The following is a 25,169-nucleotide window of genomic DNA, read 5'->3' on the forward strand; positions in this document are numbered from 1 at the left end:
TTCCTTGGATGCGGTTACATCGGGACGGCGCCCCGCTCTTTGAGGATTTCCCTTGCCTGTTCGATATCTTTCTTCATCTGGTCGGTCAGCGCTTCCGGCGATTCAAATTTCTGATCGCCACGGATTAAGTCGATGAAGGTGACGAGAAGCCGCTTTCCGTAGATATCGTCATTGAAGTCGAAGATATGGACTTCCATCCGGGTCTCGTGTTGTCCGAAGGTCGGCCGGGTTCCGATATAGACGATCCCATCGAGGGTGACGTACCCTTCGGCCTTCAGTGTCGCGACGCGGGCCGCATACACCCCCTCCCTCGGGACAAGCTCGTTCGGAAGTCGGAAGTTGGCGGTCGGCACACCGAGTTTCCTCCCGATTCCATCCCCTTGAAGGACCTTCCCTTCCATCGAGTAATACCGGCCCATCATCCGGGCGGCAAGATAGACATTCCCCTCCCGCATCAATTCCCGGATCTTTGAAGAGCTGACGACGAGATCGTCGACCAGGACCGGATCTTTCACGATGACCGAGAATCCGAGCTCTTTCCCAAACGCAATCAGATCGTCCACCTTTCCGGCGCGGTCTTTGCCGAATTGAAAATTGCGGCCGACGACCACCTCTTTGGCGCCGATTTTATCGTGCAGATAGATCTTCGCGAAATCATAAGGGCTGAGCTGCGCGAAGGTTTTGTTGAACTCTGCGCTGAACGCAACGTCGACGCCGGTTGCCTCAATCATCCGCATCTTGATCTGAAATGTGTTGAGCAGTTTCAGCTCGCGCTCCGGGTGCAGCACCTTAATCGGATGGGGTTCGAAGGTGAAGACGACCGAGGTCCCTTCTTTTTCCTGGGCCCGCTGAATCGCCTCGCTGAGGATGGCCTGGTGTCCCAGATGGAGTCCATCGAAATTCCCGATTGCGACGACCGGATAGGCCTCGATCGGTTTAATATTTGCCGTGCCGATAAAAAGTCTCATTGCTTCTCCTGGGAAAATTGAGCCATTTCTTTTGCAAAATAGGTTAAAATCATATCTGCGCCCGCCCGACGGATCGACAGCAGCGACTCGACCATCGCCCGCCGCTCGTCGAGCCATCCCCTTTGGGCCGCCGCCTTAATCATCGAGAACTCGCCGCTCACCTGATAGGCCGCCACCGGGACATCGAACGTCTCTTTAATGTCCCGGACGATATCGAGATAGGGGAGGGCCGGCTTCACCATCACGATGTCGGCCCCCTCTTCAATGTCGAGGGCGACCTCCCGCAGTGCCTCGCGCCGGTTGGCCGCATCCATCTGATAGCTCTTTCGATCGCCGAATTGGGGGGCCGAGTTGGCGGCATCCCGGAAAGGGGCGTAGAAACAGGAGGCATACTTCGCCGCATAAGAAAGAATCGGGGTCTCGGCATAACCGTTCTCATCGAGCGTTTTCCGGAGGGTGCCGACCCGCCCATCCATCATATCCGAAGGGGCGATCAGATCGGCCCCCGCGGCGACATGAGAGAGGGCCATCTTGGAGAGAAGCGCCAGGGTCTCGTCATTGACGATCTTCCCGTCTCGGACCACGCCGCAATGACCATGCGAGGTGTATTCGTCGATGCAAATATCGGTGATCACCAACAGATCGGGGGTTTTGTCCTTAATCGCCCGGATCGCCTGGGGGACGACCCCGCGCGGGTCGCACGCGGCCGAGCCGACCGCATCCTTCACCTGCGGGATGCCGAAGAGGATAACCGCCGGAATGCCGAGCCGGGCCGCCGCCGCCGTCTCTTTGACCAGCTCCGGGAGAGACAGGCGGTACTGCCCCGGCATCGATGCGATCTCGGTTTTCCCCTTCTTCTCCTCGGTCACAAAGAGAGGGAGGATCAGGTCGTCGGGGGAGAGGGTCGTCTCCCGGACCATCCGGCGGAGCGATTCGCTCTGCCGAAGCCGCCTTGGGCGATGGATTGGAAATCCCATAAAAACTCCTCAGGTAATGTATCCCTATCCAATTTACCTTTTTTTCACAAAATAATCCACAATCGATTGCGCCAGCGCCGGAAAAGTATACTCGCTCGGCATGACATCGACCGTCAGGCCCGATTCCCGGGCCGTCTCGGCGGTGATCGGGCCGATGCAGGCGATCGGGATGCCTGCGAGCCGGTGCCGCCGCGCCGGGCCGACGATCTCGAGAAAATTCCGCAGCGTCGAAGAGCTCGCAAAGGTGATCAGGTCGGGCCGCTCTTCTTCTAAAAGCGCTTCGATCGCATCGGAGGCCGCGTCGGGCCGGACCGCCCGGTACGTCGGGACGACGTCGACCGATCCTCCCTTTCTTCGGATCTCTTCCGGCAAGATCTCCCGCGCTTCCAGGGCCCGCGGGATCAAAAAACGCTTTCCGGCAATTCCCCGCCCATCGAGCGCTTGGAGAACCCCCTCCGCCTTGAACTCCGGGGGAACGAGGTCGACCTGAAGCCCCCACGCTTCGATCTCTTCGGCCGTTCGGGGGCCGATCGCGCAGAGCGAGATTCCTTTTAAAATGCGCAGGTCTTTCCGAAGGGCGGCGAGCCGCTTTCGGAAAAACTGAACCCCGTTGACCGAAGTAAAGATCAGCCAATCGTACCGTTCGATTTGATCCAGCGCGGCATCGAGCGGCTCCCAGCTCGGCGGCGCGACAATCTGAAGCGTCGGAAACGAAATCGCCTCCGCCCCCTCTGCGGCGAGGCGCGCCACAAACTCCGGGGCCTGCTCTTTGGACCGGGTGACGACGATCCGCTTTCCGAAGAGCGGCTTCAATTCAAACCAGTTCAGCCGATTCCGAAGCGAGACGACCTCTCCCACCACCATGACGACCGGCGGCCGCATCCCTTCCTTCGCCACCTTGCCGACGATGTCGTCGAGCCGACCGACCAGCGTCCGCTGAAAAGGATGGGTTCCCCACTGGATCAGCGCGATCGGCGTCTGCGGGGCTCTCCCATGCCGGATCAGCTGATCGACGATCCCGGAGAGGTTTCCCATCCCCATCAGAAAAACGAGGGTGTCGGGCCCGCCGGCGAGCTTCAGCCAGTTGATCAGGCTCCCCTCCTTCAGCGGATCTTCATGGCCGGTCGCGAAGGCGACGGTCGACGCTTTTTCGCGATGGGTCAGCGGGATGCCGGCATAGGTCGGGACGGCGATGGCGGCGGTGACGCCCGGAACCACCTCGAACGGAATGTCGGCCGCCACGAGCGCTTCCGCCTCTTCTCCCCCCCGGCCAAAAATGAAGGGGTCTCCTCCTTTGAGCCGGACGACCGACCGGCCCGCTTTGGCCGCGCCGATCATCCGCCGATGAATCTCTTCCTGGTGGGCCTCGCTCCGCGACCCTCCTTTTTTGCCGACGTAAATTTTCTCGGCGTCGTCGCGCGCAAATTCAAGGAGCTTCGGATTGGCGAGATAATCGTAAATGATCACATCGGCCTCGGCGAGCAGCTCCTTGCCGCGCAGGGTGATCAGCTTCGGATCGCCGGGGCCGGCGCCGACCAGGTAGACCTTCCCGACTTGCCCGACTTTGCGCGGGGTGGGTTCTTTCATGTCGTATTGATCTCCGATCGATTAGGGCGTTCCCGGCGTCGGCGGTCTTTCTCCCTCATAGACCGCTTTGAGGATCTGATCGGCCCCCTTTGACAAAAGCGCCTCGGCCACCTGCACGCCGAGCGCGGCCGCTTCCGCCGCGGAGGCTTCCTGCCGCTCGCGAAGGATCTCCTGTCCATCGAGGCTGGCGACCCGTCCCTCGAGGGTGAGCCTTCCCTCCGAAAGGACCGCGTGGCCGGCGATCGGGACCTGGCAGCCTCCCTGGAGCCGGATTAAAAGGGCCCGCTCGGCGGTGACGGTAGAGGCGGTTTCGGGATCGTTCAGAAAAGAGAGTTGCCTGTTCATCTCCGGATCGTCCCGGCGGCACTCGATCCCAAGCGCACCTTGTCCAATCGCCGGCAGAGAAATTTCCGGGGAGAGGTATTCGGTGATCCGGTCGCCCCACTCCAGCCGGTGAAGTCCGGCGGCGGCCAAGACGATCGCATCGAACTCTCCTTGGGCCAGCTTTTTAAGACGGGTATCGAGGTTGCCGCGCAGCGCCACGAAGATCAGATCGGGTCGGACGGCCCAGAGCTGCGCTTGACGTCGAAGCGAGCTCGTTCCGACGGTGGCGCCGGAGGGAAGGGCGGCGAGGGTCTTTTCCGCTCGGCCGATCAGGGCGTCGCGCGGGTCCTCCCGTTTCGGGATCGCCGCGAGGTGCAGCGGCGCGGGGAGCTCGCTCGGGACATCTTTCATGCTGTGAACGGCGAGGTCGATCTCGCCGCGCAGCAGCGCCTCCTCGATCTCTTTAACGAAGAGCCCCTTCCCGCCGACCTTGGCAAGCGGCACATCGAGGATCTTGTCGCCGGTGGTCTTGATCTTGACGATCTCGACCCTGTGCCCCTGCTGCTCCAGCTGGTGTTTCACCCACTCTGCCTGCCAGAGCGCCAGCTTGCTTCCGCGGCTTCCGATTTTTAGCGTTTTGGTTTCCATTCCGTTCGTTTCCCCTAGCCCTGCCGCTTGGGCGCCCACTCATCGACCCCCCCCCGCTCTCCGAACCAGACATGCCGGTCGGCGTCGACGGCGACGGCATAGACATGCTCATTGGCCAGCCCGTCGCGATAGGTGAAGTTGGTCCAGCGTGTTCCGTCGAAGCGGGAGGCGCCGTGATTGGTGCCGAACCAGATCGCGCCGTCGGCCGGATCGACCGTAACGGCATAGACGATGTTTCCGGCCAAACCGTCCTCCGTCGTATAGTTCTTCCAGGCGGTCCCATCGAAGCGGGCGGCCCCGCCCCCCCAGGTTCCAAACCATTTGTTTCCTTCCCGATCGATCGCCATCGAGAAGACATAATTTTCGTTGTAGGTCTCATTCCCCGTTGAATCGAGAATGGAGAGATTGTGGCGATGTTTGTAGTCGTTCATCTCGGATTTGGAGAGGGTCCCAAACCCGGTATTGTCGCTCTGGCCGAGTCCCTGTTTGTTCGGCGCCCCGAGTCCGTCTTGATGCCGCCAGGTCGTCCATCGTCCCTGCGGGTCGCGTCGGTTGACCCCTCCCTCGGTGCCGAACCAGACCGATCCGTCCCGGTCGACGGCGAGCGCATAGACCCATCGATTGGCGAGCCCCTCCTCGGTATGGTAATTCTGGAAACGGGTCCCGTCGAACCGGCTCACCCCGTTCCAGGTGGCGATCCAGGTGGTGCCGTCGGCGGCGAAGTCAATTCCATAGACCCAGAAGTCGGCCAATCCGTCGGAGGGGAGGTAGGTCCGCCACCCTTTGCCGTCGAACCGGCTCAGCCCGCCGTTGTTGGTGCCGAACCAATGGACGCCGCGGGGGTCTCTCTTCATGGTGAAGATATAGGGGCTCTTCAGCCCATCGGTGACGGTATAGGTTTGGACCGCCTCTCCGCTCCGTCGCGCGACCCGGACGACCCCTTCGGAGGTGCCGACCCAGACGAAATCACCGTCGGCCAGCAGCGACCGGACATAACTTCCCTCCCCGGTGGTAAAGCTCCCCGACAAAAAATAGGCGTCGTTTTGCCCGCGAACCGGCGGTGTCTGAAGCGCGCCGAGACCGGCATGCGGGTCGGCCCGCTTCTCTTCCGGGGCGGCGTTCTTTTGATTCAGCTGGTTGGGATCCAACCGACATCCGAGAAGGGAGAGAAGAAAGGGGATGGAAAAGAGGATGGCGCCGATTCCCCCTTTCATTTAAGCAGGGTCCTCGGGGAGCTCTTTCTTCTCTGAGTCGATCTGGGCGAGGGTCTCCTCCAATTGGAACAGCCGCCGCGTCGCCTCTAAAATCATGTTGCCGTTGGTCGAGTGCATCTCTTCTTTTAATACGGTCAGGGGGCTGTGGAGCAGCTTGTTGACGATCGACAGGGTTAGCCCCTCCAGCGCCTCGCGTTGGGCCGGGGTGATCGGACCGAGCTTGCCCAAAATCTTCTCCACCTCCGCGTGGCGGATCTCCTCCGCGCGGTCTTTTAGGGCGACGATCATCGGGACGGCATCGAGCGACTTGAACCACCGGGAGAAGCGCTCAATCTCTTCCGTGATGATCTCCTCCGCTTTAAGCGCCTCCCGCTCCCGTGCCCGAAGGTTTGTCTCGACCGCCAGCTGCAGGTCGTCTATATCATAGAGAAAGACGTTGTCGAGGTTGTTGATTGCCGGGTCGATGTTTCGCGGGACCGAGATGTCGATGAAGAAGATCGGCCGGTTTTGACGGATGGCGATGACTTTCGAGACCTCCTCGACGCCGATCACATAGTGGGGGGCGCCGGTGGAGCAGAGGACGATATCCGACTGCGCCATCTGCGCCGCGAAATCTTCGAACTTCACCGGGACCCCATTGAACTCCTTCGCCAATTCGACCGCCCGCTCATAGCTTCGGTTGGCGATGGCGATCGACTCCACCCCATTGCTGCCGAAATGCCGCGCCGCCAACTCCGCCATTTCGCCGGCGCCGATGAGAAGGGCCGATTTGTGGGTCAGCTTTCCAAAGATTTTTTTGGCGAGCTCCACCGCGGCGAAGCTGATCGAGACGGCATTTTCGGCGATCTTCGTTTCGGTCCGAACCCGCTTTGCGACGGAGATCGCCTTCTTGAAGACCTTGTTGAGGACCACCCCGGTGGTTTTGTGAAGGATCGCCTGATCGAACGCTTCTTTAATCTGCCCCAGAATCTGCGGCTCGCCGATGATCATCGAGTCGAGGCTGGCGGCGACGCGGAAGAGATGGCGAAGGGAGTCGCCGGCCGCGTACATATAAAGACAGGGGGTGAGGACCTCGGCGGGAAGGCCCGGCTGGTATCGGATCAGAAAATCTTGAATCGCTTCAAATCCGGCCTGGGTCTCTTTGACGACCGCGCAGACCTCGACCCGATTGCAGGTGGAGAGGATCAAGGCCTCCTCAACGGCCGGGCTCGATTTCAGATGATAGAGGGCCTCTCCGATCTGTTTTTCCGAGATCGAGAAGCGCTCCCGGATTTCGACCGGTGCTGTTCGATGGTTGAGGCCAACGATCACAATATTCATGGCGTTCTCTTTCCTAGGCTGTGTCTCAGAACGGTCACGAAGTGTCTCAAGGGCTTAAGCCAACGTCACAAAAATAAAGAGGGCCCCTACAAACCCGATGATCGCCAGATGCGCCGCTTTCTTCGCCCGCCATCCGATCGTGATCCGGCCGTGGAGAACCATCAAATAAAAGAGCCAGGTTCCCAAAGAGAGAACCTGTTTTGGATTCGTCGGCGTCCAAAACGAGCCGAAGGAATATTGCGCCCAGAGCGCTCCCGAGATAATCCCCAGCGTCAGAAGGGGGAATCCAAGGAGGATCGCTTTTTTGTTCCACTCGTCCAGCAGATCGAGTGAGGGAAGCTTGTAATAAAGGGCGTTAAACTGTTTGGATTTTAGAAAACTTTCCTGGAGAAGATACATAATCCCTGCGATGAATGCAATTGCAAAGGCAACGATGCCGAGCAGTGAGAAAGTCGTATGGATGCCGAGCCAAATTTTGGTGAGACTCGGGTCGATTGTGCGGATCTCGTCGGGGAGGGCTGCGGCGGAGACGAGCGAGAGAAAAGCAAGCGGGAGGATAAAAGAGCCGAGGATGTCAATCCCATAGCGAAACTCGACCAAAAAGAAGACGAGAACGATGGCCCAGGAAAAAAAAGAGATCGCTTCATGGAGGCTGGTGAAGGGAACATAGCCGGCCTGCCGAATTCGCATGACCAACGCGCCGGTATGGGCAATAAAACCGGCGGCGGTGAGGAGGACGGCAAGCCTCTGACTCCAAGGAGACCGAGTCGCCGCGTCTCCGAAAAGTGGATTCTTCCGGGTGCGTTCTCCTTTTCGATCCCAGAGATTGATCAAGAAAAAGGCCGTTCCCAGGAAATAAAAAAGGAGGGTGATTTTGAAGAATAAAACAGTTCGCATTGAGATTAAATTCACCTTGAAGGTGCTACATTATAGTCCCCGATAGTAGGGGTGTCAAGCTTAATTCGGATGGGAGAACAAGGGGTTGTAACGAGCCATGCATCCCTGGGATTCATTGACAAAGAATCGATGAAAGTGATAGATTGAACCTAAATCTTCCGGAGCGAAAAGGACATCAATCATGTTGGTCCAAATGAAAGTGCGGGGCCTGATGTTTGACCCATATAATAATGCCTATATCATTATTCTCCGCGACGAAGAAAATACGGAAGTCTTGCCGATCTGGGTCGGTAAGCCCGAAGCGAATGCGATCAGCTTGGCGCTGGAAGGCGTTTTTACACCGCGGCCGATGACCCACGACCTCATCAAAAATATCTTGGATTCCCTCGATGCAAAAGTCATCAGTATTGTTGTCACAGACCTAAAGGACAACACCTATTTCTCCAAGATCCATCTCATGTATCGGGACTCGGAATTCACAATCGATTCCAGGCCGAGCGATGCCATCGCGCTGGCGCTCCGCGTTGATGCCCCGATCTTTGCAACCGAAGGGGTCATCAAGAAGCAGAGTTCCGAAGAGCTGGACCGTTGGCTGGAGAATCTAAGGCCTGAAGACTTCGGAAAATACGACACCTAAATCGCGGCGTCGGTCTCCGTACCAAAAATTTCTCTCACAGGAAGTCAAGAAAGCGGAAAGAGGGGAAGCGGTGCAGGTCTATTTGAACGAGAATGTGTTCATTGGCTTGATCCTTTCTGCCGTGGAGGTGTATAAGAAGGAGTGTTTCGGTCTTCTTTTAGGATATCGAAATCCCGATAAATTCATTGTCGAGCATGCGATCCCTTATCAAAGCGTCAAACGGGGCCATAGCTGGACTGAACTCCGGCCGGATAAATGGACGCTGATTACCGAAGTATTGAAAAATTTCCCCAAGCTCGACGTCATCGGAGACTTTCATTCTCATACCATGTATCGGGATGTCCGGGCCGATGTTACGCTGAGTACGGAAGATATCAAGTACATGGATGAGGCCGATCTTCAAATCGTCATCGCCGTGAATGAGAACAAGCGGGCGCGGTCGAAACTTTTCCAATTCGACCACACGGTCTCCGGCGCGCTCGATAAATATCAATTCAAGATCGCCGCCTATTACTTTGAACAAGGTCGGAGAAACGGAAATGCCCGCCCTAAGCTGGCGGAGATATCGGGTCCGCTTTCAACGCGAATCGGGCGGACGTAGCCGCATTGAAGCTCCCCGCAGCCCGCTGCGGGGAATCTTCGACCCGAAAGGATGATAAAGACTCTATTTGTATCGCGCATCTCAACTTCTCAGCAAGCTGAGAGGAATGCGACGCGTGCGTGTTCAACCCCGGAGTGTCTTTCCAATGATGAAACGCTCTCTTTTCTGGATTTGCAGCCTCGTGCTTTTTGGGTGCGCCGGCATCGACGATCTCTCGCGGGAAGACTACCGCCGGGGGGTGTTGTACATGGATAACCTCTCCACGGAGACGATCGCCGTCATGCCGATGACCGCAAAGGGTGTGGCGAATCGGCCCTACACGAAGACCGCCGAGTCGATCTTCTTCCGCGCGATGACCGAAATGCGGATGCACACCCACCTCATCTCTCCCGAGGAGGGACGTGAGAAGTTCAAAGCGAGCCATATGGATCCGCTTTTTGAAAAGCTGCAGGGGGACGTTTCGTTTAAGAAGGTGGCCCAGGAGAAAGACTTTCCCGAGGTGAAGAAGACGCTCGGCACCCGCTTTCTTCTTCAGACGGAACTCCAACGGGTGGAGGTGGTCGAAGGGGCGACGCAGGTTCGAATCACCGGACGCCTTTGGGATATCGAAATGGGGGACATTATTTGGGAGGGGACCGGAGAGTCGAGAGGATATCTCTTTTTGTTTTTCCCCCAGGCCCCCGCCACGTTTGAGAAGGCGATCGAGGTGGCGAGTCGAGGGTTGATCAAGCGGATCCCGTAGGTCCGCCGTTTTACGGATAGGGGGTTAGGATGAATATCCCGTTAAAAGTACATGCCGTTATTTCCGATCCAAACACGGAGGCGCAGATCGTCATCTTAAAAGATGAGCAAAATATTGAGCTCCTTCCGATTTGGGTCGGCATGACCGAGGGAAACGCCATCCGTTTTGCAATGGAGGGGATCGTTCCCCAGCGCCCGTTGACCCATGATTTATTGAAAGACATCTTGGGGCACCTGGGGGCTCAAATAGAAAAAGTGGTCATTCACGACCTCAACAACAACACCTATTTTGCAACGCTCTACCTGTTGCGCCGAAAAAGTACGGAGGCCCACGCTGAGGAAGAGAGCGGCGAGCCTTTTGAAATGACCATCGATGCCCGACCGAGCGATGCGATCGCCCTCGCCCTCCGCGCCCGCGTTCCGATCTATGTCACCGAAGAGGTCCTGCGGAGGAAATCCTCAGAGAATCTCGATGAATGGCTCGAGCGGCTGAAGCCGAAAGACATCGGTCCTTACAACGCTTAATGACGCTCCCATCGATCGATCTTCCCTCCCTTTTGCCTCTCTTTCGGAACGGTGCAGATCGCTTTCCCCATCTTTCTCCTTGACAAAAGTAGGATAGTTGTATAAAAATAAAACATTTTTCACGCATTCACGTAGAAAAAGGACGGTTAATGAAGACAATTGCATTCAAGGAAGCAGATATTCAGCGGAAGTGGTTTCTCGTTGATGCGGACGGAAAGACCCTCGGTCGGATGGCGACGAAGGTCGCCGCGATCTTGCGCGGAAAACACAAGCCGATCTTTACCCCCAATCAGGATCTCGGAGACCATGTCATCGTCATCAACGCAGCGAAGGTGGTCCTAACGGCGGGAAAAGCGGCGCGCAAAAAATATTATCACCACAGCGGTTACATGAAGGGGGGCCTCAAAGAGACGACGGCGGAGAAGCTGTTGCGTGAGAAGCCGGAACGGGTGGTCACCTATGCGATCAATGGGATGCTTCCAAAGACCAAGTTGGGCAATGCCATGGCAAAGAAGCTAAAGGTTTACGCAGGGCCGGAGCATCCGCACCAAGCGCAAGGTCCAGAGGTTCTTGAGATCAAGGAGAGGGGTTAAGGGATGGCCGCAACACGTTATTTTGCAGTCGGTAAAAGAAAAAACGCCACGGCACGGGTTTGGCTGGAACCGGGAGAGGGGCGGATCCTGGTCAATGGAAAGCCTTCCGAGGAGTATTTCCCCCGTCAGGCTTGGAAATACCTCCTGCTTCAGCCCTTCCAGCTGTCGGAAACGGTCGGCCGGTATAATGCGGTCGCCACCGTTCATGGCGGCGGGCTCAGCGGCCAGGCGGGGGCGCTTCGTCACGGGATCTCGAAGGCCCTTCTCGAAGTGGTCCCTCAGGCCCGAACGGCGCTGAAAAAAGAGGGATTGCTCACCCGCGATCCGAGAGTGAAGGAGAGAAAGAAATACGGGCAGAAGGGGGCGCGAAAGCGTTTCCAATACTCCAAGCGGTAACATTTCTCTTCAGTTCAAATTTCGACGGGGAAGGTCTTCGACCTTCCCTTTTTTTTAACATCTTTACGGTAAATGCGGGTGGGACAACCGTCCAGGTTTTCTGAAACGGACGAGACCTCCTCCCGCGGAAGCGATCGAGGAAGAAATGGCCCTTAAAGTTGCCATCGCCGGCGCCACAGGTTATACCGGAGGGGAGCTCCTCCGGCTCCTCTCCCAGCATCCGAAGGTCGAGGTGGTCAGCGTCACCTCCGAGCAATCGGCCGGGGAGCCGCTGACAAACCGGCTTCCCTCTCTGAGGGGCTATTACGACCTGACGCTCGAAGCGTTCGATCCGAAAAAAATGGCGGAGAAGGCCGACCTCATCTTTCTTGCGCTCTCCCATACCCAGGCGCAGGAACCGGTGCGGCAGCTGATCGATGCGGGGAAAAAGGTGATCGATCTCTCCGCCGATTACCGCCTCCGCTCCGCCGCGCTTTATGAGTCGTGGTACCACGCGCCGCATACCCATCCCGAGCTGTTGAAGGAAGCGGCGTATGGCCTGACCGAAGTCTACCGGCACGACATTGCGCGGAGCAATCTCGTTGCGAATCCCGGCTGTTATCCGACCGGGACGCTGCTTCTGCTCTATCCCTTTTTGGAAAAGGGATGTGTCGACGCAACCCGCGAGATCATCATCGATGCGAAGTCGGGGCTCTCCGGGGCGGGACGAACCCCCTCCGCGAAGGCGCATTTTACCGAAGTCCACGAAGGGATGGTCGCTTACAATATCGGAACGCACCGGCATCTCCCCGAGATCGAGCAGGAGATTCGGCGGATCGGCGGGAAGAAGCGGACGACCCTCTTCACCCCCTATCTGTTGCCGGTCAATCGGGGGATTTTGACCACGATCTATCTCCCCCTCAATGAGAAGTTCAACCAAAAAAGGTTGGAATCGATCTTGGATCTTTACCGAGGGGAGCCGTTTATTCGAAGGGTGCAGGGATCGCCGAACCTCGCCCATGTCCGCGGCTCCAATTTCTGCGACATCGCCGTCTTCGCCACCCCCTCCGGCCGGACCGCGATTTTGATGTCGGCAATCGATAACCTGGTGAAGGGGGCCTCGGGCCAGGCGATTCAAAATATGAACGTCATGATGGGATGGGAGGAGCGGTTGGGGCTGGCCGCCCCCGGTCTTTTCCCCTGAGTTTTATCTGAGGCGATATGGAACAGCTGGAGCAGGTAGAACAGATTGAAGGAGGGATCACCTCGGTCGACGGCTTTTCCGCCGCCGGCATCACTGCCGGCATTAAAAAGGTAGAGAAGTCCGACCTTGCCATGATCTTCTCCGACACCCTCTGTACTGCGGCCGGCGTCTTCACGCAGAATCAATTCCCGGCCCCGCCGCTGTTGCTCGACCAGCGCCATCTGCGCAAGCGAAGCGGCCAAGCGATCATTGCTAACAGCGGCAACGCCAATGCTTTCACCGGAGCGCGCGGCTACCAAGACGCCCTTCAGATGGCGGAGGCGACCGCGCAGGCGCTCGGCATTTCCACGGAGGCGGTTTATGTCGCCTCCACCGGCGTCATCGGGGCGCCGCTGCCGATTGAAAAAATCGTCGGCGCCATTCCGCGACTCGCTTCGAAACTCTCCAGAGAAGGAGGGGGTGCCGCGGCGGAGGCGATCATGACCACCGATACCTTCCGAAAAGAGACGGCCTGGGTCGGCGCGGTCGGCCGCCAGGAGATCCGGATCGGCGGGATCGCCAAGGGGTCGGGGATGATCCACCCTAACATGGCGACGATGCTTGCCTTTTTGTCGACCGATGTCGCCATCTCCCCCCCGCTGTTGCAGGAAGCGCTGCGGCAGTCGGTCGATCGCTCTTTCCATTGCATCACCGTCGATGGCGACACCAGCACCAACGATCTCGTTCTCTGCTTTGCCAACGGTCGGCGCGGCAAAAAAATCGAATCGAAAGGAAAAGCCTACCGGCAGTTTGTCGCCTTGCTGGAAGCGGCCTGTCTTTCGCTCGCGAAATCGATCGTCCGGGATGGCGAAGGGGCGACGAAGCTGATTGAGATCGAGGTCGTCGGCGCCCGCAGCGATCAGGCGGCGCGGAAGGTGGCCCGGTCGGTCGCCGCCTCCAGCCTGGTGAAGACCGCTTTTTTCGGCGAGGATGCGAATTGGGGAAGGATCGTGGCGGCGATCGGAAATGCCGGTGTCCCGCTCCGTCCCGATCAGATCACCCTGACCTTTGGGGAAATTCCCCTGGTACAAAGGGGTATTTATCTGGGGAAAGAGGCAGAGTCGGCGGTGGCGCGCCTTCTTAAAGAGCGGGAAATTGAATTGACGATCGATCTCCACGCCGGAAAGGGGCGATCGGTCTGCTGGACCTCGGATCTCAGCCTCGACTATGTCAAAATCAATGCCGACTATCGAAGCTGATTTTGAGGTTGTATCGGGGGAGAGCGACCCGACTTTACGAGGGCCGCTCCCCTTTTTTCTTGTTGCAAATTAAGCTATACTTGTGTTAGTTTTTTAAATCTCGTCATCTGGCACGTTCTGTGATTGAGATCCTGTAACATCTGAACTTTAAAGATCAAAACAAAATACACACGCTCCCTGCTGGGCGAGGTCCCCGATGGAGAGACACAGTCATCGGGTAGCCCTTCCATTTTTGTCACTGTCGTTGTCACGGCGTTGTGATGCGGGAGCGGAGGCGAAGACCAAATAAGGAGAAGTCATGATTGAAATGAAGGAACTACTGGAAGCCGGTGTTCATTTCGGACACCAAACGAACCGATGGAATCCGAAAATGGCGAAGTACATTTTCGGAGAGCGGAACGACATTTATATTATCGACCTGCAGAAGACCGTTAAGAAATTCGGAGTGGCATCCGATTTCGTAACGAATCTGGTCGCCCAGGGCGGAAGCCTCCTGTTTGTCGGGACGAAGCGGCAGGCGCAGGAGATTATCGATTCCGAGACGAAACGATGCGGCATGTTCTACGTGAATCATCGGTGGCTCGGGGGAATGCTGACGAACTTCGCGACCATTCGAAAGAGCATCGAAAAATTGAAGAAACTCGAAGTGTCCCGTGAAGACGGCACTTACGAGCGGCTGCCGAAAAAAGAGGTCAACCAGCTGGAGAAAGAGCGGGAACACCTCGAGTGGAACCTCGGCGGGATCAAGGAGATGCGGAACCTCCCCGGCGCGATTTTCGTCATCGACACCATCAAGGAGCGAACCGCCGTCTTAGAGGCGAACCGGCTCGGCATCCCGGTGATCGCCGTCGTCGATACCAACTGCAATCCCGACGAGATCGACTATGTGATTCCGGGAAACGATGATGCGATCCGGTCGATTCGATTGATTACCAGTAAAATCGCCGATGCGGCATTGGAAGGTCGGCGCATTCGGGAGAAGTCCCATTCCGAGAAATCCGCTCCCGCCGCAGCCCCCGAGATGAAGCCGGAGCCGGCGATGGCCACAGCAGCAACAGCGGCGGAGGGAGCGCCCGGCCCGGCCGGGTCATAAGGGGCCCCCTTCATTCGTAGTGGAGCTGTTTCGAGTTTTTAGAAAGGAAAGAGCATGTCGGCAGTCGATACGATCAAAGAGTTACGGGAGAAAACCGGAGCCGGTATCATGGATTGTAAGACGGCGCTGGCGCAGTCGCAGGGGGATCTGAGCAAAGCGATTGACTACCTTCGCCAAAAGGGACTTGCAACCGCCGCGAAAAAGGCGGGGCGCGAGACCCGCGAGGGGATCATCGGCTCGTACATCCACTTCGGCGGAAAGATCGGCGTGATGGTGGAGGTGAATTGCGAAACCGATTTCGTCGCACGAAATCCGGAATTCCAAGAATTGGTCCGGGACGTGGCGATGCAAATTGCCGGCGCCACCCCGCCGCCGCAATATATCCGCCGAGAAGATGTCCCTGCGGAGGTCAGCGAAAAAGAGCGGACCCTCTACATGACCCAGGCCCGCGAGACGAAAAAGCCGGAAGCGGTCATCTCCAAGATTGCCGAGGGCAAACTCGAGAAATTTTTCGAGGAGGTCTGTCTGCTCGAGCAGCCGTTCATCAAAGATCCCCAGGTGAAGATCAAAGATCTGGTGGCGCAAAAAATCTCCAAGGTCGGGGAAAATATTTCGATCCGCCGTTTTACACGGTATCAACTGGGGGAGGAGGCTTAGTTCCTAAGCCGGCTTCTCTTATTGACCCCAGGGGTCAGAACGCGGCAATGTGTGATGGCGCGTCAGGCCCCTGTCGTTTGCTTCCTGATTTTATCGCCCCAAACTGGAACCGCCGATGTCGGATGCTGTTTACCATAGGATTCTCTTCAAGGTCAGCGGGGAGGTCCTGGCGGGTGATCAAGGGTTTGGGATCGATCCCAAAATGCTCGACACTATTGCAGAGCAGATCAAAGAGATCGTCTCGATGGGGGTCGAGACCGCCGTGGTCATCGGCGGCGGAAACATCTTCCGGGGAATCGCCGGGAGCGCCGCCGGCATGGAGCGGACCTCGGCCGATTATATGGGAATGCTGGCGACCGTCCTCAACGCCCTCGCCCTTCAGAACATCCTCGAGAAAAAGAAAGTTTACACCCGCGTCCAATCCGCCATCGAGATGAAAGAGCTTGCGGAGGGCTATATCCGCAGGAAGGCGATCCGCCATCTTGAGAAAAAGAGGGTCGTTATTTTTGCGGCGGGAACCGGCAATCCCTATTTCTCCACCGATACCGCCGCGGTCCTTCGGGCGATGGAGATCGGCGCCGAGGTTATTTTAAAAGGGACCAAGGTCGACGGCGTCTTCGACCGCGACCCGATGAAAGATCCGGCGGCCCGCAAATTCTCGGAGCTCACCTTTTTCGAGGTGATCGAGAAGGGGCTCAAGATCATGGATTCGACGGCGGTGACCCTTTGCATGGACAACAATCTCCCGCTGATCGTATTCAACGTGAAGGAAAAGGAAAACATTCGAAAGGTTCTGACCGGAGAGCGGGTCGGCACCCTTATCCGCAAGTCCCGGTAAGAAATGTACCCACGTCCTATGACCTATAAAAAGGGAAGCACATGGTAGGCGACGTTAAAAAGAAGATGGCCGAGAAGAGCGAGACCTCGCTCCAGCATTTAAAGGGGGAGCTGGCCGGGATTCGGACCGGCCGCGCCTCGCTGGCGCTTTTCGACTCCGTCCAGGTGAATTATTACGGAACGGCGACCCCGCTCAAGCAGATCGCAACCCTCTCCATCCCGGACAGCCGAACCATCATCATTCAGCCGTGGGATACCAGCCAGCTCCCGGAGTTGGAGAAGGCGATCTTGGGCTCGGGTCTCGGGTTGACCCCAAGCAATGACGGAAAGATCATTCGGATTAGCATCCCTCCCTTGACCGAAGAGCGGAGAAAAGATCTGGTCAAACTCGTCAAGAAGGTTGGAGAGGAGTCGAAGGTCGCCATCCGAAACATCCGACGCGACACGAACGACGAGCTCAAATCGCTCCAGAAGGATGGAACGCTTTCTGAAGATGCCCTTCGGAAAGCCCAAGACGAGGTGCAAAAACTCACCGATCAAACGATTGCAAAGGTAGATGAGATTCTAAAGAAAAAAGAAGCAGAAATCATGGAAGTCTGACGTCAAAGCGGTTGTTTCCGGAACGTTGAGCGCGCAAAGGTTGAGACGGAGGGTGTCGATGGGTTCTCGGATCAGGCTCTTCTTAAAGAGATCCTTGGTCAGCTACTTGATCATTGCAATGATGGTGTTAGGGCTTCTTTCCGCTTTCCCCGCTCCCGAAGGGTGGGCGATGTTTCTCTCCTCGAATGAGACCGCTTCGTTTCGCCAGGAGGATTTGACCAAGATTCAGACCGTCCTCGAATCGAAGGTGATCCGTCAACGGCTCTCCGACCTCGGCCTGACCCAGGAAGAGATCACGTCTCGATTGTCGCAGCTCTCCGACTCGGAGGTCCATCAGGTTGCCAGCAAGATCGATTCGCTCTATGCAGGCGGTGACGGCCTCGGCGTGGTGATCGCGTTATTGGTCATTGCGATTCTGGTGGTCATCTTGCTGGAGCTGACCGGTCATAAGATCATCATCACAAAATAGAACAGAGAACGTGGGGCGACTTCAACGCACCAGGCATGTGATCGGTCGATGGACCTTCCCCAGGATGGACCGGCTCCTGTTGGGACGCTTCCTTCTCGTCTTTTTTTATTGTCTCTCTTCCGCATGCGCTTCGACCGGGTCCGTTTCTTCCGCGCCGGAGCCCCCCCTTCTCTTGCAGGTTCCCTATTTCCCTCAGCAGGTCGGATTATGCGGGCCCGCCTCGCTCACCGCGGTTCTGACCTATTGGCACGAGGCGGTCTCAGTGGACGAGGTCACACGGGCGGTCTATCTTCCTCAGTTGAATGGGACGTTGGGAATCGATCTGGCGCTCTTTGCCCGGAAAAAAGGGATGCGCGCCGAGAGCTTTGTAGGAAGCCTCGACACGATTCGAGACCGGCTCTCCCACGGCATTCCCCTGATCGCTTTCCTAAATCTCGGCTATCGTATTTTTCCGGTGGGGCATTTTGTGGTCGTCACCGGCATCGACGAGGGGAGAGAAGAGATGATCGTCCACTCCGGTGACGAGGAGAACAAGCGAATCCCTTATCGGACCTTTATGGCCGCCTGGGAGAAAACAGAATTCTGGGCGCTCCAGATTGTTCCCGGCGCCGGCTGATGCGATCTCTGCGCGCGGCGCTCCTTGTTTTCTTTGTCATCGGATCGGCGGGGTGCGGGACGATGCCGAGGATCGTGATCCTCAACGATCCCCTCTCGGCGGAAGAGCATCTTCAGCTCGGGCTCTCCTATGAGGCGCACCACGAGTGGGATCAGGCACTTTCGGAATATCGGAAGGCGCTCGAAAAGGGGGGACCTTCTTCGGTGATTCTCGGCTATTTGGGGAATGTCTATTATGCGAAGAAAGATTATCCCGCCGCCGAAGAGGCCTATCAAAAATCGCTTCATGGCAATCCTCAAAACGCTCCCGTCTTAAACAACCTTGCTTCCCTCTATTTAATAAAACAAAAAGAGCTGGTCGAGGCGGAACGGCTCGTTCAACGCGCAATCGCGGCCGACCCGACGCGGAAACCGTACTATCTCGACACGCTCGGCGAGATCTATCTCGCCCGCGCCGAATATGACCTCGCCTTTGCCGCTTATCGAGAGGCAACGCAGCTTGCGGCGGCCGACCCTGCCCTTCAACAACAGATGCAAGAACGACAGCGGTCTGTGTTAGAATTACTCGACCGAAATGAGACTGCGGGATCAACAAAGTAACGCGTGGTGAGGGCCATGGAAAAAGATCTTCGAAGGGGAGCGGCCAGCCTTGCCGAGGTCGATCTCTCCGCTTTGGAGGAGAACCTTCAGCAGGTCAAGAAGCGGATCGGGCGGAAGGAGATCTTGGCGGTGGTGAAGGCGAACGCCTATGGACATGGCGCGGTTCCGATCGCGCGGCTCCTGGAAAAGAAAGAGCACTCCCACGGCATTTCCATTTTTGGGGTTGCCTATCTGCGGGAGGGGATCGAGCTTCGAAAAGCGGGGATTACCCTTCCGATTTTGTTGATGACCGGCTGCCCCGCGGAGCAGATCCCCGAGATCGTTCGATATCGGCTCACCCCGCTCCTCTTCGATATCGAATCGCTCTCGGCCCTCAGCCGCTATGCCACGCGGTATCGGCGGACGGTCGGTGTCCATGTCAAGCTCGATACCGGCATGGGGCGCTTGGGCCTTCCCGTTTCGGAGGCGCTCTCCTTTATTGAAAGGGCGACGGAGGAAAAAGGGATCCGGGTCGAGGGGATCTTGACCCACTTTGCCGAGGCCGACCTGAAAGATCTTTCCTTTGCGCAGCATCAGCTGGAAGCGCTGAAGCATGTATGGCGCTCCCTTCAGAAAGCGAAATTGGGAATCCGCTATTGCCATCTGGCCAACAGCGCTGCTATTATGCATTTCGGCGCGGCGCATTTGAACCTGGTCCGGCCGGGATTGATGCTCTACGGGTATTCCCCTCTGGAGGAAGAGAGCGCGATTCCGTTGAAGCCGATCCTGCAGCTGCGGGCCCGCATCATTGCGATAAAAAAGGTTCCCGCGGGAACCTCGATCAGCTACGGCCGGACTTTCTTTACGAAGCGGGAGAGCCTCATCGCGACCGTCGCCATCGGATATGCCGACGGCTATTCCCGGCTTCTCTCCAACCGCGGGGTGATGATCGCGAAGGGATGCCGGGTGCCGGTGGTCGGCCGCGTCTGCATGGACATGACGATGCTCGACATGACCGAGGCCCCTTCCCTCGGCATCGGGGAATGGGTGACGGTGATGGGAAGAGAAGCAGGGGAAGCGGTCTGGGCCGACGAGCTGGCCGAGCTGGCCGAGACGATCCCTTATGAAATCCTCTGCGGCATCGGAGAACGGGTTCCGCGAATTTACCAAAACGGGTAAGGCCGTGTGCGAAGAGAGGGGATCAGGCCCCATCGCCATTTAGGATAAAGATGCGCTATTTGGAAAAGATCGGGGGCTGGTTTCTTCAACTCCTGACCGAGATGGGGGCGGTCGCCTTGATCTTCATCAAGGCGGTCGTCTGGGCATTCCGGCCGCCGTTTCGCTTTCGGAACATCATCAAGCAGATGGAGGCGGTCGGGGTTCAATCGATTCCGGTCGTCTTGATCACCGCCACCTTCACCGGAATGGTCCTCGCCCTTCAGAGTTTCACCGGTTTCAAGCGTTTTAACGCCGAGGGGCTCGTCGGAACGGTCGTGGCCCTCTCGATGAGCCGAGAGCTCGGCCCGGTGCTGACCGGACTCATCGTCGCCGGGAGGGCCGGGGCGGCGATGGCGGCCGAGCTGGGGACGATGAAAGTAACCGAGCAGATCGACGCCCTTGCGACGATGGCGGTCAATCCGGTGAACTATCTGATCACCCCGAGATTGATCGCCGGAATGCTGATGCTCCCGATGCTGACCGTTTTTTCCGATCTGATCGGAATTATCGGGGGATATCTGATCTCGGTCGAGATGTTGGAGGCGAATCCCGGCATCTACATCCGGCGGACGATTCAATATCTTCAGCCGAACGATATCTGGGGAGGGATCTTAAAGTCCGCGGTCTTCGGCACCCTCATTGCCACCGTCAGCTGTTACAAAGGCTTTAATAGCGAGGGGGGAGCCGAAGGGGTCGGCCGCGCGACCACCGGCGCCGTCGTTGTCTCGGAGATGCTGATTCTGATCTCCGATTATTTTTTAACGGCCTTTCTTTATTAGCCGGGTGATTTCGCAATGATCGAGTTGGTCGACCTTAAAAAGAGCTTTGGTGACAATCATGTTCTGCGCGGGGTCCATCTTCGGATCGAAACCGGCGAGAACATGGTGATCATCGGCGGAAGCGGAACCGGAAAGAGCGTCATTCTCAAACATATCATCGGCCTGATGAAGCCCGATTCCGGTCAGGTCTTGGTCGACGGGACCGACATCATCACCCTCCCGGAGAAAGAGTTAAATCAGTTTCGAAAGCGGTTTGGGATGGTGTTTCAATCGGCGGCCCTTTTTGATTCCATTACCGTAGGGGAGAACGTCGGGTTTCCCTTAAGAGAGCATACCAAACTACCGGATGAAAAGATCCGTGAGATCGCCCGGCAGAAGTTATTGATGGTCGGATTAAAAGGGATCGAGGACCGGATGCCGGATTACCTCTCCGGGGGGATGAAGAAACGGGTTGGGATGGCACGGGCCATTGCGATGGACCCGAAGATCCTTCTCTATGATGAACCGACCACCGGACTCGATCCGATCATGACCGATGTGATCGATACCCTCATCTCCAAAATGAACAACCAGCTCAAAGTAACGTCGGTCACGATCACCCACGATATGAAGAGCGCCTATAAGATCGCCGACAAGATTGCGATGCTCTATGAGGGGAAAATCTTGGAAGTTGGAACCCCCGACGAAATCCGAAACAGCCCGAACCCGGTCGTCCGGCAGTTTATTACCGGAAGTGCGACCGGTCCGATCAAAGTGGCGGGCGTTGAATAAAAGTCATAGAATCGGCGAGCGCCGGATCGAACCGAACGGATGTTGGATTTCTCTTTAACGCGACGTCTGTTTTAACTCAGGAGATTCTTTGAAGGGATTTACCACGGAAGCGAAGGTCGGCGTCGCCGTCCTTCTCGCGATCGCTCTTCTCTCTTACATGACATTTAAAGTCGGCGGTTTCTCTTTTTTCAAAGAAAAGGGTTATCACCTCACTGCGACCTTCAGCACCGCTTCCGGTCTCGATAAGCGGGCGCCGGTTCGGGTGGCCGGGGTGGAGGTCGGGCAGGTCGAAACGATCCAACTGGTCGAAGGGGGAGCCAAAGTCACCCTCCGGATTCAACCGACCGTCAAGATCAGAAAAGGGGGGCATTCCGCCGTCCGGTCGGAGGGACTGCTTGGGGACCGTTATGTGGAGATTGTCCCCGGAAAAGAAAACGACTTCTGGAAGGAGGGCGATGTATTGCCGGTCCAAGAGGCGGCCGCGGACCTGGAAAATTTGATGACGCGGTTCTCCAGCATCGCCGACGACGTGAAGGCGGTAACCACCTCGCTTCGGGATGTCCTTGCGAGCGCGGAGGGGAAACAAAACCTGAAAGAGGTCTTGGAGAATGCCAAGGGGCTGACGAAAGGGATCAACGAATGGGTTCAGGCCAATCGCGACCCGCTCAGCCGGTCGATCGCCAATTTCGAGTCGTTTTCAGGGTCGCTCAAAGACCAGGGAAATCAGCTTGTGGAGAGCCTCAACCGGATGGCCCAGAAGGTGGAACGGGGCGAAGGAACTCTTGGAAAGTTGATCAACGATGATGAAGCCTATCAGAAGCTGACCCGTTCTCTCGATGACCTCGGCGGCTCCCTCAAAGGGGTTGAAAACCTGACCAAGAAGGTGGAACGGGGCGAGGGGACGATCGGCAAGCTCTTCACCGACGACACCGCCTATGAAAACCTCAACACCGCCCTGGAAGGGCTCAGCAATACGCTCGGCCGGATCGAGCGGTTTCGAACCTTTGTTGGCTTCCGTGATGAATATCAGCTTCAAGAGAAAGAGAACAAAGGCTATTTCACGGTACAATTTCAACCGCGCGCCGATAAGTTCTACCTTCTGGAAGTGGTCGACGATCCGCGAGGCCGGGTCACCAAGACGACCCGGGTGATCACGGTCGACGGGGTGCCGAGCACCATTACCGACCTGAAGACCCAACGCCGGTTAAAGTTCTCCGCGATGTTCGGAAAACGAATTTCCAACCTCGGTCTGCGGGTCGGGCTGGTCGAAAATACATTTGGCGCCGGGGCCGATTATTTTCTGTTAGGCAACAACGCCCGAGTCAGCTTCGACATCTGGGATTTCAACAGTGACGATCCGGCGTCGCAGCGTGCTCACATGAAGGTATCCGCCGCCTACACGCTCCTCAAATACATCAACTTCGAGGCTGGCTATGATCAGATCCTCAACAGACAGATCAACACCCTCTATGTCGGTGCCGGGCTTCATTTTGAGGATGATGATCTAAAATACCTCATCGGTGGATTGTCCGGCCTCGCCACAACCAAATAATCACAGCTGAGACGCGAGCCGGACGCTCCCTTAAGGGAGCGTCCGGCTCGCGTTTGTTTTTTTCCTCCATTTGTAACCTGAAAGCTTAATTCTAAAAAACCTCTCTAACTCTCCGTTTTAATTTTTCTTTATCATACCCTCCCAATAAAATTTCAGTCCAATTATTTAAGTCATATGCCTAGGAGTAATGATCAAAACTCATCTAGGTAATATTTGTATGTAAATTAGAGCGTGTACCCTATGGCCGATAGATCCCTTTTTGGTACGCTTGCATTCGGTTGTCTATATTACTTCAAGGATGAGGTAAAGGAGCGTATCTATGAAATGGGCTATTCTGATCAGTTCTTTTTTACTTACCATCGGTATTGCGGAGGCGCAGACAATCTGGTGGGATACCGGGATGGTAAAGCTCCGACAAGACAACGGCGGGACGACGGGAGATCCGATCCCCTCCGAAGTGGATCTCTGTACCGCCAGTGGCTGTAGCCGGGGGGGAGTAACGATCTCTGCCGCCCGCAACGAGTTTGAGCCGTTCCAGATCTTCATTGCCGCGCCCGCAGCCACGGCTCTCTCACAAGTAGACATTACCATTGGGGATCTGAGCGACGGTAAAGGAAACGTCATCACCGCGCTGGTGAGCGGCCGGCCGAAGAATATCGTGATCTATCGGGAGCATTATATTTCGATCGTCTCCACGAAGCTCTCTTCCTCGGAGGCCAAACCGGGACTCTGGCCGGACGGACTGGTTCCGAAGGTCGATGAGTACTTTGGAGAGGTTCGCCGGATGCCGGGGGAGACAACGCCGGCCTTTCCATTCAATGTGGCTGCCGGCCGAAAGCAAGGGGTCTGGGTCGATGTCTATGTCCCGCAGGGTACCCCCGCCGGCCTCTATAAAGGAACAGCACAGGTCACTATTGGATCAACGGTCGCCGCCAAGATCCCCGTTCAGCTGACCGTTCGCAATTTCGATCTCCCCTCCATTCCCAGCTTAAAGACAGCCTACGCTGTCGGAATAGGAGAGACCGCCTCGGGCCATTATGGGACGAGGGACGTCTCCGATGCGAAGTATTGGGAGATGATTTGCCTCTATACGAAAGAGATGCTCCTCCATCGTCTCTCAAATGACAATGTCATCTGGCCCGCCCCGGCTTGGAGCAGCAGCCTCGGTAAAATCAACTGGTCGCTCCCGGCGATCTCAACGAGCTGCAACCAGCGCTATCCGGAGTTCCTCTCGGGAGGGAATCCGAATCTGCTTCCCAATGGGAAGCTGCCAGGTGCGAAGGTTAACCGGGCCCGGATGCGGGATGGAACTGTCATCAATACCACCCCTATTCAAACGGTAGCGTACTATCGAGATTACATCCAGCATTTCATCAACAATGGCTGGAAATCCCAACTCTTTTATTACCTCTGGGATGAACCTCCCTATCCCTTGGTGGGCGGGGTCCGGCGATGTGACCAGAGTTACAGTGGGGCCGCTTCGACCCAATGGTCGGATGCCTATAAGAAAGCAAAATATTTCAAAGACAATGTGATCGATATTCCACTGATGGTAACGACCAGCCGGCAAGCAGCCGAAGATTGCTTCACCCATTACCTGGGGATCTCCAACTACACCCGCTATCTGGACATCTGGACGGTTCCGAACAATTGGATGCAGGGGAAGCCGACGGGAGGGTTTCCCTTCAATACGAATCTTCGCAAGAGCTACGATGCGATTATCTCTGCCGGCAAAGAGCTCTGGTGGTATCAGGCCTGCGGCAGCCACGGCTGCGGCGGCTCCGAGACCGGATATCCCACCCCCATGGCCGACCTTCCGGCGATCTACAGCCGTGCTTATGAGTGGCTGACTTACCAATATCAGATCGGATTTGCCGCTCCCGGCCCCACCACCGAGCTCTACTTTGAGACGGTCTATGCCTATGCGTATGCTTCCAATGATCCGTGGAAGAACATCTACTACTTCACCGGCAATGGGGACGGCACTTACTTCTATCCGGGCCGCCCCGACAAGATCGGCGGCACCCACCATATTCCGATCCCCAGCATCCGTCTGAAGATGCTTCGAGAGGGGATCGAGGATTATGAATATCTCACCTTGGTAGCCGCCAAGAAAGAGCAGGCCGGCCTCGACGGGCAAGCGTGGGTGA

Annotated in this window: 27 protein-coding genes; 20 read left to right on the plus strand and 7 right to left on the minus strand. The window is 56.8% G+C overall.

Annotated elements, in window-relative coordinates; genetic code table 11:
• Positions 1 to 14: 14 nt before the first annotated feature.
• The 7 genes from HY282_02085 to ccsA are packed head-to-tail and all read right to left on the minus strand — an operon-like array spanning position 15 to position 7,935.
• Positions 15 to 968, minus strand: a complete 954-nt coding sequence (locus tag HY282_02085) for a bifunctional riboflavin kinase/FAD synthetase (protein ID MBI3802536.1) — start codon at positions 966 to 968, stop codon at positions 15 to 17.
• Positions 965 to 1,945, minus strand: a complete 981-nt coding sequence (gene hemB, locus HY282_02090) for a porphobilinogen synthase (protein MBI3802537.1) — start codon at positions 1,943 to 1,945, stop codon at positions 965 to 967. Before hemB ends, HY282_02085 begins: the two co-directional genes overlap by 4 nt.
• A 33-nt stretch (positions 1,946 to 1,978) precedes the next feature.
• The gene (gene cobA, locus HY282_02095) at positions 1,979 to 3,532 is read right to left on the minus strand and encodes a uroporphyrinogen-III C-methyltransferase (protein MBI3802538.1); all 1,554 of its coding nucleotides are present in this window, start codon (positions 3,530 to 3,532) and stop codon (positions 1,979 to 1,981) included.
• A gap of 21 nt (positions 3,533 to 3,553) precedes the next feature.
• Positions 3,554 to 4,504, minus strand: a complete 951-nt coding sequence (gene hemC, locus HY282_02100; GenBank protein ID MBI3802539.1) for a hydroxymethylbilane synthase — start codon at positions 4,502 to 4,504, stop codon at positions 3,554 to 3,556.
• Between the two features lie 14 nt (positions 4,505 to 4,518).
• The gene (locus HY282_02105) at positions 4,519 to 5,718 is read right to left on the minus strand and encodes a regulator (protein ID MBI3802540.1); all 1,200 of its coding nucleotides are present in this window, start codon (positions 5,716 to 5,718) and stop codon (positions 4,519 to 4,521) included.
• Positions 5,719 to 7,038 (minus strand): glutamyl-tRNA reductase, encoded by a 1,320-nt coding sequence (locus HY282_02110; GenBank protein ID MBI3802541.1) that lies wholly within the window; start codon positions 7,036 to 7,038, stop codon positions 5,719 to 5,721. It abuts the gene before it with no gap.
• 54 nt (positions 7,039 to 7,092) lie between these two features.
• The gene (gene ccsA, locus HY282_02115; GenBank protein MBI3802542.1) at positions 7,093 to 7,935 is read right to left on the minus strand and encodes a cytochrome c biogenesis protein CcsA; all 843 of its coding nucleotides are present in this window, start codon (positions 7,933 to 7,935) and stop codon (positions 7,093 to 7,095) included.
• A gap of 181 nt (positions 7,936 to 8,116) precedes the next feature.
• Here ccsA and HY282_02120 point away from each other — a divergent pair, with 181 nt between their 5' ends.
• From HY282_02120 to HY282_02215, 20 genes are all read left to right on the plus strand, one after another.
• Positions 8,117 to 8,572 carry a bifunctional nuclease family protein gene (locus HY282_02120; GenBank protein ID MBI3802543.1) on the plus strand — a complete coding sequence of 152 codons (456 nt, stop codon included), beginning with the start codon at positions 8,117 to 8,119 and terminating at the stop codon, positions 8,570 to 8,572.
• Positions 8,573 to 8,642: 70 nt separating this feature from the next.
• On the plus strand, positions 8,643 to 9,173 hold the full coding sequence (locus HY282_02125; GenBank protein ID MBI3802544.1) for a hypothetical protein: 531 nt from the start codon (positions 8,643 to 8,645) through the stop codon (positions 9,171 to 9,173).
• A 145-nt stretch (positions 9,174 to 9,318) separates the two neighbouring features.
• Positions 9,319 to 9,915, plus strand: coding sequence for a hypothetical protein (locus tag HY282_02130; protein MBI3802545.1), 597 nt, complete (start codon positions 9,319 to 9,321; stop codon positions 9,913 to 9,915).
• Positions 9,916 to 9,944: 29 nt separating this feature from the next.
• Positions 9,945 to 10,439, plus strand: coding sequence for a bifunctional nuclease family protein (locus HY282_02135; protein ID MBI3802546.1), 495 nt, complete (start codon positions 9,945 to 9,947; stop codon positions 10,437 to 10,439).
• 149 nt (positions 10,440 to 10,588) lie between these two features.
• Positions 10,589 to 11,032, plus strand: a complete 444-nt coding sequence (gene rplM, locus HY282_02140; protein ID MBI3802547.1) for a 50S ribosomal protein L13 — start codon at positions 10,589 to 10,591, stop codon at positions 11,030 to 11,032.
• A 3-nt stretch (positions 11,033 to 11,035) separates the two neighbouring features.
• Positions 11,036 to 11,428, plus strand: a complete 393-nt coding sequence (rpsI, locus tag HY282_02145) for a 30S ribosomal protein S9 (protein ID MBI3802548.1) — start codon at positions 11,036 to 11,038, stop codon at positions 11,426 to 11,428.
• Between the two features lie 145 nt (positions 11,429 to 11,573).
• Positions 11,574 to 12,611 carry an N-acetyl-gamma-glutamyl-phosphate reductase gene (locus HY282_02150; protein ID MBI3802549.1) on the plus strand — a complete coding sequence of 346 codons (1,038 nt, stop codon included), beginning with the start codon at positions 11,574 to 11,576 and terminating at the stop codon, positions 12,609 to 12,611.
• A gap of 17 nt (positions 12,612 to 12,628) precedes the next feature.
• Complete coding sequence (gene argJ / locus HY282_02155; GenBank protein ID MBI3802550.1) at positions 12,629 to 13,849, plus strand: bifunctional glutamate N-acetyltransferase/amino-acid acetyltransferase ArgJ; 1,221 nt, start codon at positions 12,629 to 12,631, stop codon at positions 13,847 to 13,849.
• 298 nt (positions 13,850 to 14,147) lie between these two features.
• A complete protein-coding gene (gene rpsB / locus HY282_02160) occupies positions 14,148 to 14,942 on the plus strand; it encodes a 30S ribosomal protein S2 (GenBank protein ID MBI3802551.1) in 795 nt (264 codons plus the stop codon).
• Between the two features lie 54 nt (positions 14,943 to 14,996).
• Entirely contained in the window at positions 14,997 to 15,599 is a 603-nt protein-coding gene (gene tsf, locus HY282_02165) for a translation elongation factor Ts (GenBank protein ID MBI3802552.1), read from the plus strand.
• A 115-nt stretch (positions 15,600 to 15,714) separates the two neighbouring features.
• Positions 15,715 to 16,437 carry a UMP kinase gene (locus tag HY282_02170; protein ID MBI3802553.1) on the plus strand — a complete coding sequence of 241 codons (723 nt, stop codon included), beginning with the start codon at positions 15,715 to 15,717 and terminating at the stop codon, positions 16,435 to 16,437.
• Positions 16,438 to 16,478: 41 nt separating this feature from the next.
• Positions 16,479 to 17,036, plus strand: coding sequence for a ribosome recycling factor (gene frr, locus HY282_02175; GenBank protein MBI3802554.1), 558 nt, complete (start codon positions 16,479 to 16,481; stop codon positions 17,034 to 17,036).
• A 58-nt stretch (positions 17,037 to 17,094) separates the two neighbouring features.
• On the plus strand, positions 17,095 to 17,505 hold the full coding sequence (locus tag HY282_02180) for a PA2779 family protein (GenBank protein ID MBI3802555.1): 411 nt from the start codon (positions 17,095 to 17,097) through the stop codon (positions 17,503 to 17,505).
• Positions 17,506 to 17,569: 64 nt separating this feature from the next.
• Positions 17,570 to 18,121, plus strand: a complete 552-nt coding sequence (locus HY282_02185; protein MBI3802556.1) for a C39 family peptidase — start codon at positions 17,570 to 17,572, stop codon at positions 18,119 to 18,121.
• Complete coding sequence (locus HY282_02190; GenBank protein ID MBI3802557.1) at positions 18,121 to 18,720, plus strand: tetratricopeptide repeat protein; 600 nt, start codon at positions 18,121 to 18,123, stop codon at positions 18,718 to 18,720. Before HY282_02185 ends, HY282_02190 begins: the two co-directional genes overlap by 1 nt.
• Positions 18,721 to 18,735: 15 nt before the next feature.
• Entirely contained in the window at positions 18,736 to 19,878 is a 1,143-nt protein-coding gene (alr, locus tag HY282_02195) for an alanine racemase (protein ID MBI3802558.1), read from the plus strand.
• 50 nt (positions 19,879 to 19,928) lie between these two features.
• Entirely contained in the window at positions 19,929 to 20,696 is a 768-nt protein-coding gene (locus tag HY282_02200; GenBank protein ID MBI3802559.1) for an ABC transporter permease, read from the plus strand.
• Positions 20,697 to 20,711: 15 nt separating this feature from the next.
• Positions 20,712 to 21,467, plus strand: a complete 756-nt coding sequence (locus HY282_02205) for an ABC transporter ATP-binding protein (GenBank protein ID MBI3802560.1) — start codon at positions 20,712 to 20,714, stop codon at positions 21,465 to 21,467.
• Positions 21,468 to 21,555: 88 nt separating this feature from the next.
• Positions 21,556 to 23,019 (plus strand): MCE family protein, encoded by a 1,464-nt coding sequence (locus HY282_02210; GenBank protein MBI3802561.1) that lies wholly within the window; start codon positions 21,556 to 21,558, stop codon positions 23,017 to 23,019.
• Between the two features lie 319 nt (positions 23,020 to 23,338).
• A partial coding sequence (locus tag HY282_02215) for a DUF4091 domain-containing protein (protein MBI3802562.1) occupies positions 23,339 to 25,169 on the plus strand: 1,831 nt, incomplete at its 3' end.

It is taken from the genome of Candidatus Manganitrophaceae bacterium, from assembly GCA_016200325.1.
Taxonomy (GTDB): Bacteria; Nitrospirota; Nitrospiria; order SBBL01; family Manganitrophaceae; genus Manganitrophus.